The 11791-nt window shown below is 26.7% G+C and carries 11 protein-coding genes; 6 read left to right on the forward strand and 5 right to left on the reverse strand.

What is annotated here, in order from left to right:
• The first annotated feature begins 8 nt into the window (after positions 1-8).
• The 6 genes from QM495_RS06320 (at position 9) to QM495_RS06345 (ending at position 8143) form a co-directional block, all read left to right on the forward strand.
• A complete protein-coding gene (locus QM495_RS06320) occupies positions 9-944 on the forward strand; it encodes a hypothetical protein (protein ID WP_408671267.1) in 936 nt (311 codons plus the stop codon).
• 2 nt (positions 945-946) lie between these two features.
• Positions 947-1675, forward strand: a complete 729-nt coding sequence (locus QM495_RS06325) for an AbiV family abortive infection protein (protein ID WP_408671268.1) — start codon at positions 947-949, stop codon at positions 1673-1675.
• Between the two features lie 70 nt (positions 1676-1745).
• A complete protein-coding gene (locus tag QM495_RS06330; protein ID WP_408671269.1) occupies positions 1746-3830 on the forward strand; it encodes a hypothetical protein in 2085 nt (694 codons plus the stop codon).
• A 23-nt stretch (positions 3831-3853) separates the two neighbouring features.
• On the forward strand, positions 3854-6727 hold the full coding sequence (locus QM495_RS06335) for a tetratricopeptide repeat protein (RefSeq protein ID WP_408671270.1): 2874 nt from the start codon (positions 3854-3856) through the stop codon (positions 6725-6727).
• Positions 6728-7083: 356 nt separating this feature from the next.
• Entirely contained in the window at positions 7084-7374 is a 291-nt protein-coding gene (locus tag QM495_RS06340; protein ID WP_408671271.1) for a hypothetical protein, read from the forward strand.
• Positions 7367-8143: a zeta toxin family protein gene (locus QM495_RS06345; protein ID WP_408671272.1), complete on the forward strand. Its 777-nt coding sequence runs from the start codon at positions 7367-7369 to the stop codon at positions 8141-8143. Before QM495_RS06340 ends, QM495_RS06345 begins: the two co-directional genes overlap by 8 nt.
• A gap of 133 nt (positions 8144-8276) precedes the next feature.
• Here QM495_RS06345 and QM495_RS06350 read toward each other — a convergent pair whose 3' ends face one another.
• The 5 genes from QM495_RS06350 to QM495_RS06370 form a co-directional block, all read right to left on the reverse strand.
• A complete protein-coding gene (locus QM495_RS06350) occupies positions 8277-9218 on the reverse strand; it encodes a HipA domain-containing protein (protein ID WP_408671273.1) in 942 nt (313 codons plus the stop codon).
• Positions 9208-9543: a HipA N-terminal domain-containing protein gene (locus tag QM495_RS06355; RefSeq protein WP_408671274.1), complete on the reverse strand. Its 336-nt coding sequence runs from the start codon at positions 9541-9543 to the stop codon at positions 9208-9210. The genes QM495_RS06350 and QM495_RS06355 overlap by 11 nt, the downstream gene beginning before the upstream one ends.
• The gene (locus QM495_RS06360; RefSeq protein ID WP_408671275.1) at positions 9530-9763 is read right to left on the reverse strand and encodes a helix-turn-helix domain-containing protein; all 234 of its coding nucleotides are present in this window, start codon (positions 9761-9763) and stop codon (positions 9530-9532) included. The genes QM495_RS06355 and QM495_RS06360 overlap by 14 nt, the downstream gene beginning before the upstream one ends.
• A 128-nt stretch (positions 9764-9891) precedes the next feature.
• Positions 9892-10206: a helix-turn-helix domain-containing protein gene (locus tag QM495_RS06365; RefSeq protein ID WP_408671276.1), complete on the reverse strand. Its 315-nt coding sequence runs from the start codon at positions 10204-10206 to the stop codon at positions 9892-9894.
• A gap of 92 nt (positions 10207-10298) precedes the next feature.
• The gene (locus tag QM495_RS06370) at positions 10299-11534 is read right to left on the reverse strand and encodes a tyrosine-type recombinase/integrase (RefSeq protein ID WP_408671277.1); all 1236 of its coding nucleotides are present in this window, start codon (positions 11532-11534) and stop codon (positions 10299-10301) included.
• Positions 11535-11791: the final 257 nt, after the last annotated feature.

The following is an 11791-nucleotide window of genomic DNA, read 5'->3' on the forward strand; positions in this document are numbered from 1 at the left end:
ATAAACTTATGAAAAACTCTAATCATTTTTTTAAATTTTTTATAGAAATGACGGCAGATATTCCTGAAGTACACCTATCCCATTTTAACGATTTATTAGATATTCTACTTTCACTTTTTTCAGATAGAATTAAAAATAATAATGTTCAATTTGAGGATGAGAGACTCTATTACATCAATTTATTGTCACAGAAAATTATGGCACATTGTTTTACAATAAAGAGTTTAATTAAAGGTGTAACTTTAAGTTCTTCTATAAATAATTTCAGTATATTAATGTTAGACCCTTTTTCAATTTACAGTATTGAACGAACTTTAATTGAAAATTATTTAGTCCAAAACTATTTGTCTAATTCTTTAGAAGCTGAAGATACTTTAGATTGTAGGTTTGCGATATGGATGAGATATGGTATTAATAAACGAAATGTTACTCCTAAAACCGATAATGAAAAAAGAGTAGTTGAGCTAGATCAAAAAGCAATTATAAATTTTGATAAAAAAATTAAATTAAGTAAATGCTATAAAAATTTATCTAAACAAAAAAAAGAGAGCTTTCTTAAAACAATTAATAAGGAATGGAAAATAATGTTTCATGGAGAAAAATTTTATCCAATTAGTTGGGATAAGCTTTTAACAGGAGCAGGTATAAGAGATGGTGTTAATAATAACATGTATAATTATCTTTCCTGGCACTCACATACACAAAGCCTTTCTATACTACAATTCAAAGAAATGTGGGATACTAATTCTGAAGAAGAGTCTATAATTATGTCCATTAAAAAAATTAATAGGTTTATTGCCTTTTTAATTGCAGATATTTCACTTTCAGATGAAAATTTTAAAAATGTATTTTTAAGATTAGACAATAGTAATAGAAACCTGGTAAATCATTATAATTTAGTATATAGAAATGAAACTTATGCAATTAAATATTTGAATAGTTAGGTATGAAAAGATTTTTAAACCTTTCTTCAAGTGAATCTATAGATTTACATAGAAGTATATATAAAAATGCGATTAGAATAAAAAGAGATGCAGAAGTAATAATTTCAAATAGAAAATCTTTTAGTTCTGCTACATCACTTTTAATTTTAAGTTCAGAAGAAGTAGTTAAAGCTACTTTAGTTTTTTTACATTCTGAAAATTATAATATTTATAAATTAAAAGATGCTAAAAAGTTTTTTTCAGACCATAGAATTAGACATCAAATTTCACAACTAATAGAGATGTCTATTAGTATTTATGAAACTTCAACTATTTGGGAGGGTAGAAAGAAAAAACCAAAAGTGTTCAATTCAAAATCTAACTTTTGGAATAATGTTGTTAATGGTTTCTTTGATATTGTTGAAGCTTCTAAGCCTCTTGTAAATTCAATTGACCGTGTTAATTTATTACAAGAATTTAACAATATAAAAAATAAAGGTTTGTATGTTGATTTTAAAGATGAGTTGTTTACTCCTCAAATTGATGTGCAAGATGAAATTTATTATAAAGTTAAGGAAGTTGTTGATAGAGTATTTAAATTCTATAAAATTATCCAAATATTACACCACCCTAATTTTGAGAACCGCTACCCTGAAGAAAATGTAGGTCAACTTAAGAAAGACTTAAGACTGTTTATTGATGACGCTATGAAAGAAATAGACTTTGAAAAATTAAAAAAACTCAAAGTTTAACTTCTTTAATTACTTATGAATATAATGGAGTATTATTTTTTTTATCTAAAAACTAAATAGATTTTTTTTAATGCAAAAATCATTTTCAATATTAAACTCTGATCGAGTAAATAAGTACAGTTATTTAATTCCCATTTCCGTAATGGAAGATATGATGTGGGAGAAAGCAACTGAAGGCGTGCCTATGCACATAGGGCATGATATGCACAGGCCTATAGGTTGTATGATTCCATATGCATTATATTTTGAACCATCTATAGTGAGACAATTAGGACTATCTTTATTTCCAGAAACGAATGAGGAGTCGCATCAGATACTTAACTTTAAGAAGTATACTCACTCTAAACACCTAAAGGAAGATATTGATAAAAATAATGGTGAACTTTTTAGAATATTGGAAGAAGGATTATCAGAAAAATACAGATATATATCAGCTGGGACACTAGCTATTCTTGAAAATAATATTGTAGCAACTTATTTTTCAAAACTTGTTAATCTAAAAGATAAGGCTGGCCTAATAAACATTAAAGATTTAGAAAAAGATTTTACCTATAAACACCATGGAGTATTCATACATAAAGTATTACCTCTTTGTATCTATTCACATAGTTATTTTAGAAAATCCTTATCCAGGCTGAATAATTTTCATCATTTATTTTTAGACGAGTTTATGACTCATAAGAATAATAATAAAATAACCCTTAAAATGGCAATAGATTGGGACATGATTGGATATGCTCCAGATTTTTTACAGACCTTAGAATTTGAGTACTGGTTTGGTCCAAAATACAATGATGATATCTCAAAAATTAATCCTGGTCTTACAAAACATATATGCAATGATTTTGAAAAACAATATTTTGAAGTTTCTTCAACTGAGTTTTATTGGAAGAACAATAAGAATTTAAAAGAATTTGAATTAGAGGAGTTGAAAGAAAACAATGTACCAACAACTGATGATTTTTTTGGATGTAGGTACATTCATTCAATATATGATACAAACAAAGATACATTTATCCATTTTGACGGTGCTATTCGAGGTTACACCTCGGAGTTGTACTTTGACAGAATAGATCAAAATATGACTGAATTTGGAAGGAGGAGCAACTACAAAAAACTATTTAGAATTGATGGTGATCTAGAGTTAAAAAATTGGAAAAATTTAATAACAAAGTATATGCAAGGGAATCCTCTCATTTATGAATACTTTGATATAGATAAACCAAAATCACAATACGAAAAAGGTAAAAGAGTTAAGACTTTGACAGAGAAGTTAGTGCCACATAGTATTGATGAAAAAGATGGAATTCGTCTTCTTGTTTCATATCACAATAAAAATGAAGATTTTGCAAATAAGACACATAGTGTTTCTATATATGATATCGTTTCTCTTGGTAATACAAGCCATTCAATTCTTGAAGCAAATATAATTGAGATTAAGAAAGCGTTGGAACGACTAGGGAGAAACCTTTTTATCCCAAATGATGTTTTACTAGGAAGTTTTAATGATACATATTGGAATATCCCTTGTATATTTCATAATAGGAAAAATGAAGAGGAAGATATTAAAATAACTCTTTTGGCTCTCAAATCAGTTTTTTTTAAAATGATTGAAAGAAAATTGGATTCAGTAATATCATTTACATTATCATGGAATATGGAAGATAAAGAGGTGAGAATTAGTTGTTATGGTCATGTAGAAAATCTATATGAATGGCTTCAAAGTTTTGAAAGTATACCTATAACCCGTATTCAATTTAAAAAATGGTTAGAAGACCAAAGAGAATATATTAATTCTAACTTTAATGGAATAATAGATAAACCATTAATACAGGATATAGCCCAATTTGATGGTGTTTTATTTATAAAAAGAATAATGATTCAAGATGAATTTGAACCTACGCCAATTAAAAAAGATGATTCTTTAATATGTCAATTCAAAATCCCTAGTAATTATTCAAAAGATTATTCAGAAATAATTGAAGGAAAAATTGCACCAATTATGGCATATATTATTGATAAGAGTACTTGCAGTAAAACAGGATTGGATTATGTGGATAGCCCTTATTCAAAATTTTTAGATGAAGATGTTCATACAATTATAGAAAAAGTAAGTAGTTTAAATTTTTACTGGTCTGATAGACCGATTTATTAAATGAGTATATTTTAACTTATTAAATGGAAGAAGAAATAATTAAAATATTTGGAATTAATACTGATGCAGTAGCAACAAATAGGGGGTTCTATTATCAATATTTATTAGTCTTAAAAAAATGGATTACTAATTATATTGATAATAAAAATATAATAACCAGTACTGAAGTTGAAGAAGATATTAAAGAAGTTGGAGATAAACTTATATTTACTCAGGTTAAATGTTATACATCGTCCTTTAGTTTAAATTCTAAAGAGGTAAAGAAATCACTTTTTAATTTTTTTATTCTTTTCTTAAAATATAGAAATTCAAATGAGAAAATATCATTTTGTTTTTCTACTAACTCTCAAATATCTGTAAGGGAAAAGCTTTTACTAAAGTGGGTTGATGACATTAATTTAAGGAATGATAAACTTCTAATATTATGTATAAAAAAAGTGAGGGAAATTCTTAATAAAGAAATTAAGGCAAGAAAAAATAAGCTTTTAGGAAAGTGTACAGAAGATATTTATAAGCAAAAAATAAAGGATGTTTGTAGTAGTTTTATTGGAGAAACTAAAGAGAACAGTATTGAATTTTTTGTAAAAAACATTGTTTGGGAATTTAGTGGAAATTCTCCTGAAAAGGCAATTGATTTTACTACAAAAGAAATCCATAATTTACTGAAGCATTCTAAGTTTGAAGGTAAGCCTGTTTCATTGTTATTTAGTGTTCTACTCTCAGAGATTTATAGAAGTTCGCAAAAAGAAAATTCATTTGATAGAGCACTAAGCAATGAATCTCTTATTAACATTATTACTCAAACAGATAATGATTTACTGAATTTAATAGATAGTAAGTTAACAAAGCTATTAAGGATTGAAATCGAGTCTTTAAAATTAAATATTGAAGAAATTAGATGTACGCAAGAAATTCACTCTACAGAAATTGATTTATTAAAAAGTAAGATTGAAAACCCTAAGGCTACGATTCCAAAATATTTAAACCTTATTCCAGATTTTTATTCTCAGCATGTTTTTGGATGGGATGACTTCTTACTTAATGCACAATCTATTTTGTCAAAGAAAAAAGTGCTTTCAATCTATTCTGAAGGGGGAATGGGCAAAACCTCATTTGGTAAAAAGTATTTGAAAACCTTTGAAATATATGATCATATTATTTGGTTAAATTTAGAAAATTCAATACAATCCTCTTTGCTCTTAGATGATATAATGAAGGAGAATTTACAATTGGACTTTACAAAAGGCAATGATAACAATCAATTAGTATTTAAATCTATTATTAATAAACTAAATAAAATAGAAGGTGAAAATTTATTCATAATTGACATTCAACAATCTGAAAATGAATTATTAGATATAGAATCTCTTACGTTGACATCTAATTGGCATAAACTGGTATTAACAAGAAGTCATCTAAAAACTATTCCTAATTTGAAATTACCACTTTTAGGTTTTGAAGATGCCAAAGAAATATACTTATCTCATAACAATAAAGAAAAAATTAAGAATCAGTTATTTAAAGATTTATTCAATACAATTGATTATAACCCTCTAGTTATTGAATTAGTAGCAAAGACCATTCAAAATAGTTTTGATTTGACATTAGAATCATTTCTTATTTCTCTTAAATCTCAGAGACTTGATGACGTCGATTTTATGATTGATATAGATATAAATGACACATCTGGCCCAATTAGAATATTCAATTATTTAATTGAAAGATTTAGTTTGCCTTCTCTTGAGTCCTTAGAAAATAATTATTTAAATTTTTTAGCATTATTACCTGCGAGTAACATAGTTATAGAGGATTTAATTCTAATAAATGGATTAAGTCATTATTCTGAAAATAAGATTACTATTTCTAATATTATCAATTCACTAGATAAAAAAGGATTAATAGTTGTAAGTAATGATAGGAAGAGAATTGATATTCATAAAATAACACGTGAAATAATCATTTACACTGAAAGAAAGCAATTAAACTCTTTTCTTGGGAGTACGCTCTATATTAATTGGTTAATAAGAAGAATTGAAGAAGGTTATAATGCTCCTGTGAATTCTTTTAGATATTTAAAATACGCAGAGTCTATTCTTAATTCTATTAAAGAACAATATAGAAGTAGCCTTTATCAACCACTGTTATTATTAGAAAATGAGTTTTTATATGCGAAAGGATTCTATTTGGGAGCTAAAAGTAATTTAACTCAGTTAATTAGCTTAGCTAAAAGAGCAGAGAATTATGTCTCATTGAATAAGAACAGTTTAGGAGTCATTTATAATAATTTAGGTCTTTGTTACGCTGAAAATAATGAAAGTGATTTGGCTATTATTTACTTCAAAAAAGCCTTAAAATCATATTCTAAAAATGATAAAAATTCATTGAATTTGATCATTACATCCTTAAATAATTTATCTAATATCTATTTAATGGAGAAGGATCTGATAAGTGTTGCAAAGAACTTTGATAAAGTTCAAAAAATAAGAAAAAGACATTCTCTTTATAATGACCAGCAACTGAGTATCGAGTATAAAATACTTTCGAAATCATATGCTATTGCAGGTTCTTATAAACAAGCAATTAACCTATTAAAGGCAGGTATAGAGTTACATAAATCTCTTGATCAATTAAATAGAAATGATTTTTATTTAGCAAGCTACCATAATGAGTTATCCAATCTATTTTTAATAGAGGAAAGGATTGAAGAAGCTGTAGAAAATCAAGAGATAGGTATCAAAATTCTCGAAAATATGAGTTTGGGGAATAATAGTTATTTATTTTCTATGTATGAGATTTCACTTAGTCTGTATAGATATCTTGGTTTAAAGAATAAAGAAAAGCAAATAAAGGAAAAAATTGAATTATTTAAAGCATATGAACCTTTACTAAAGGTTTAAATACAAAGCAATTGTTGTAAATTTAGCTTAACAACTATTTCATTTTTAATAACTTTACATATAAGTTTTATAGGAGATCAAGTAAAACAATTGAATTTCAGAATTAATAGTTTCTTATTGTTGGATTAAATAGTTTGTGGGAATAATAATTTACGGAATTTTAAATTTTAGATATTCTAAAATCTAATAAAACGACTAACATTGAACAAACGATTTGCTACAACCTAAAAATCTTCGATTTTCCAGTCGCACAAATCTTAAAGAAACTCATTGTAAGCAAAACATAACGACTAACATTAAGGGAAATTAAAAAAACTTTAACAATCTAAATTGTATATTTTTTGTAAATTTGCAATATGCCTGATAATAATGATATAATAAAAGCTGCTATTGCAGGTGGATTAATTGGCGCTGCCCTTGGTGCTTTATTTACTGGAAAAAGTGAAAGATCTTTAGCATCATTAATAGCTGGAGCAGCTATCGGTGCTTCACTTAAAGCTTTAGAGAAAGCAAAAGACACGAATATTCCTGTTCTTTATGAGGAAAATGGATCTATTTTTAGATTACACCCTGACGGAACAAGTGAATTTGTTAGAGAAATTGAACAATCAAAAATAAATATCCCCGAAATTTTTTCTCTTGACTAAGTTTAAAAAGAAACGGTTAAGAATATTTGCTGGGCCAAATGGTTCTGGAAAATCCACATTAGCTGAAAATCTTCGAAAAAAATACCCAATTGGAGTTTTTGTGAATGCAGATGAAATAGAAAAAAAACTTAAACTTAGGGATTCTCTTTCTCTCTACAAATATAAACTTAATTCAACAACTGATACTCTAAGAGAGTATTTATTAAAATTTGGTATGTCTCAAAAAATATTGCAGAATCCAAATCTTCATAAGAAATTTAAAATAATAAAAAATAATATTCAGTATTCTGGAGAATACAACTCCTATATTGCTGCGGATATTTCTGGATTTATTAGAAATCAACTAATTCTTAAAGGTAAAGATTTCTCTTTTGAAACTGTTTTTTCACATTTCTCAAAATTAGAAATAATTAAAAATGCAAAAAGTAATGGTTATAGAGTCTATTTTTATTTTCTGACAACAGATGACCCTGATATTAATGTCAATCGAGTTAATATCCGAGTAGCTCAAAATGGACACCCTGTTCCCGAAGAAAAAATCAGAAAAAGATATTATAAATCATTAGATTTAATGTACGATGCTGTAAAATTAAGTACGAGAGCATATCTATTTGATAATTCTGGGGAATATTACAAAATGGTAGCTCAAATTGACTATGGAAAGAAAGTTCAGACATTTGTCAAATCTATTCCAAATTGGTTTATTGAATATTTATACAATAAGGTTAATAAACCTACTACAATAAAGTCAGATACACAACAATGGTAATTGAACTTTCCTCTCTTAGGGTCTAGCTATTATTAAATTTATATTTTGCAGCTCATATATATAGAATATAATATTATGTTTTCACCTCTTATAAGATAAGTGATAATGCCCTATTTAGTGAGCAGATTAGACTCTAAACATTAATTATTGTAAATCTTTCATCTAACAAATTTTTATAATTCAATTTCATCTTATTACTTAAAAATGAATTATTAATCAAATCTTCCATATCATTTTTTAGCTTTTTAAAACGCTTAAAAACTCCATTAATTTGCTTTGATGATAATGATAATCCTTCAGCAAATTCCACCAATAATTCTTTAGTTATTTTTTTCTTTTTACCAGCAATAGTTAAAGCAAACTCTTCTGTATCGTCAGGATTTACAATAGTTACATTTAACAAATCATAAGCAGGTGATAAACTCCAACCATAATTAGTTTTAATCATAGAAAAGTTCTTTAAGTGCATATCATTATTTCCAGTAAAAAAACTAAATACAGTTAATTCAAAAAAACGAAGCTTATCTAGTAATGTATTTGTTGCATAAGTATCTAAAGCTTTGCCTATTTTTTCCATAGAACTTTTATACTTATCAAAGGCTTCCGTAATTTGAAACATGTCAATCATATGTATTTTAGAACTATCTTCTTCCCTATCTATTCTTTTAGTGATATAAGATAATTCACCTGACTTTAATCTAATTAATGAAGATGGCACTACTAATATTCCACATAGTTCAGCAATACGCATTGTGAGGTGTTCATTCTCGGGCATTTCAATAAAATCATCAGATGGCGGTTTAAATATATAATTCCCACCTAAAGCACCGATAACGGTCAATCTTTTATCAGATTTTTGTTTTTCTTCTTCAATTAATGACATTGATAACTTTGGCTGAACACCAGGAACAGCAACACTACGCTCCACAACATTTTTAGCCAATTCAGACATTTGATCTAAAGAATATGGCAATTTTGGAGGTATTTCTGTCCCAAAAAATTCCAAACTACATTTTTCATGAAAATCCTTTCCTTCAGAAAGTTCTTTATAACAGTATAGGCATTTATTCTTCATTTGAATCCTCTTTAGGTTCTACACTCACTGCTCCAATACAATTTTTACAACATGCTAATAATAACCCCATTCTATCATTAGGATTAATTTTCCAGTTTTTAGAAGCAATATTTAATAACCAACCTTCAGGAATCAACCCTTCAAAAAAGGGAAACAACCTCTTTTCTCGATATATTGTATCATTCACTGGCATTGTAAATGTGATAAATTGAGTAGGATATTGACTTATATAATTTGTATCATACTGAAAAGTATATTCACCATCATTCGTTTCAGTTAATACTCCAGCCAAAATATTATCGTAATAAATATTAGCTTTTCTCATCTGATTGTATATTTGAATTAAGTAAACGTTCATCTACTGGCATCAGCACATGTCCAAACATTTTCAATACTAAATTTACTTTTTCTAAATTTAAATTGTTTTTTCCTTGTTCTATTTTCCGAACAACAGTTAAGGCAACTCCTGCCCTTTCTGCAAATTCTTCTTGAGTTAAATGAACCGCTTTTCTACGCCCTTTAACAAACTCCTGTAATGTTTTCATTATATGTAATTAAATATAATTTTAAACAAATATAGTAAATTATATGTAAATAGATATAAATTAAGAAATAAAACAAATATTATATGTATTTACATATAATTAAAGTTGATAATAATCTCAATTGAGTTTTAATTCTTTTTAGGAGCTCTTTTTTTCACAATTAAACCAGCATCTTGTATTTTTCTTCCTAAAATATCATCTTTAGCAACATTTAATAAATCTTTTTCCAATCCCAAAACTTGTAGCACTAATAAATAAGAACCAATACTAATACTTTCAGAACCTTTTTCAATACCTGATAAAGTAGGTCTACTCATATTTGCACGTTCAGCCACTTGTGTAGCACTCAATTTCCTTCTCAATCTTGCGAGTTTAATATTCTCACCTAATTCAGATAGAATTCTTTTTCCTTTTGGTAATAAAATAACTTTTCTTCTTGCCATAATCGGATTATAATGTAAACTATATTTTACAATATACATATTTTCGATAAATATAGTTTACATTACTAAATATTCTAAATTCCTTTTGAAATTTACATTCCTCCAAAAACTGACTGTACAGCATCAATCCTAGCAGTATTATTAACTTGGTGGTAGATATTAAAAGATTTAATATCTCTATGACCACTTATACTCATAATGGTTTTATCTGCAATTCCATTATTTCTCATTATAGTAATAAACGTTCTACGAGCGGTATGAGATGAAATTCGTTGATAAAACTTCTTTATAAATGTTTTCTGTTCTACTCCTTTAGTCCGTGTGTATTCAACTTCATGAGTAAATCCAGCCTCCTCAATTACCTCTTTTATATAATCATTACATTTTTGAATTGTTATAATTGGAAGTTCATAATTATATTTCATGAGAATCCCTTTAGATAAGGAGATTAGAGGAATTTCTCTATCTGGTTTTGAAGAATCTTTCTCCTCTTTTAAAACAAAATAATTATCATAAACTACTCTTTTATTTATCTTCTTCAATTCACCTCCCCTTAAGCCAGTTAAAGATTGAAAAATGAAAATATCCTTCACATTAGTTAACCTCTCACAACTACAATCCAAAGAATTCAAATATTTAATATCTTCCAATGAAAAAACTTCTTGTCTAGTTAAATCTTTTGGTGGTTTAACAAAATCCATAAAGGCTTTATTGAAAGTAAATTCTTTTTTATAAGCCCAATACATAAATGTTTTAAACAACCCAACATTTCTACTAAATGTACTTGTATAATGATCTTTATATTCATAACAAAAGTCAGTAAAATCAGTATAAAATGAATTGTTAATTTTACTAAAAGTCAATTTATATTTATTTACTTTTTCAAATTCTAATAATATATTTTTTATATTATAATATCTTTTAACTGTAGCCTCTTTCCATTCTTTACGTTTAATTTTTTCATCCATAAATTTCTCATAAACTTCAAAAAATGAACTTTGATTGGATGTTACAATACCAAAGGCTTGATTTAAATATTGTTTTAACAAATCGCTATTAAATTCGGTTTTACTTAGTTCACATCTAGATTGAAATGTATCAAACTCATCTGAGAACTTATTTAATGTATTGGTAATATTTTTTTGATTAATAGCTATATTTCTCCCCTTATTCTTAGGCTTATTATTTTTAAAATCCCAATGATTAGGGTGAATTGTTTTTCTCGTTGAATAAACAAATTGCTTTTGTTCATATTTAAAATAACACGAAAAAAGTATTAATGTTTCTTTTTCTCCTTTTGGTTTTCTCAAATAAAATGTGTGCTTCATAATTTTTATTATTTTATGTTCATATAAAATGGTTGATAATTTTGTTATATCTTATTATTAAAAAAAATTATAATAAGGCATAAAAAAATTGCTCAATACCTTGTTTTACAACAACATACAAACAATATTTAGATAATAAAAATTAACTTAAAAATGAGCCGGCGTCTCCACTATTACATCTCACAATCCCTTTATCTATAAGGGTTTTATTTTCAAATCTCCATACCATCTCCCAAACAATATCTTAGTTTACAACT

This window comes from Lutibacter sp. (genome assembly GCF_046055765.1).
Lineage (GTDB): Bacteria > Bacteroidota > Bacteroidia > Flavobacteriales > Flavobacteriaceae > Lutibacter.

Bases quoted from the DNA above. Each gene is read 5' to 3' on its own strand.
- QM495_RS06320 (WP_408671267.1), top strand. From the start codon at position 9: ATGAAAAACTCTAATCATTTTTTTAAATTTTTTATAGAAATGACGGCA.
- QM495_RS06325 (WP_408671268.1), top strand. From the start codon at position 947: ATGAAAAGATTTTTAAACCTTTCTTCAAGTGAATCTATAGATTTACAT.
- QM495_RS06330 (WP_408671269.1), top strand. From the start codon at position 1,746: ATGCAAAAATCATTTTCAATATTAAACTCTGATCGAGTAAATAAGTAC.
- QM495_RS06335 (WP_408671270.1), top strand. From the start codon at position 3,854: ATGGAAGAAGAAATAATTAAAATATTTGGAATTAATACTGATGCAGTA.
- QM495_RS06340 (WP_408671271.1), top strand. From the start codon at position 7,084: ATGCCTGATAATAATGATATAATAAAAGCTGCTATTGCAGGTGGATTA.
- QM495_RS06350 (WP_408671273.1), bottom strand. From the start codon at position 9,218: ATGAAGAATAAATGCCTATACTGTTATAAAGAACTTTCTGAAGGAAAG.
- QM495_RS06355 (WP_408671274.1), bottom strand. From the start codon at position 9,543: ATGAGAAAAGCTAATATTTATTACGATAATATTTTGGCTGGAGTATTA.
- QM495_RS06360 (WP_408671275.1), bottom strand. From the start codon at position 9,763: ATGAAAACATTACAGGAGTTTGTTAAAGGGCGTAGAAAAGCGGTTCAT.
- QM495_RS06365 (WP_408671276.1), bottom strand. From the start codon at position 10,206: ATGGCAAGAAGAAAAGTTATTTTATTACCAAAAGGAAAAAGAATTCTA.
- QM495_RS06370 (WP_408671277.1), bottom strand. From the start codon at position 11,534: ATGAAGCACACATTTTATTTGAGAAAACCAAAAGGAGAAAAAGAAACA.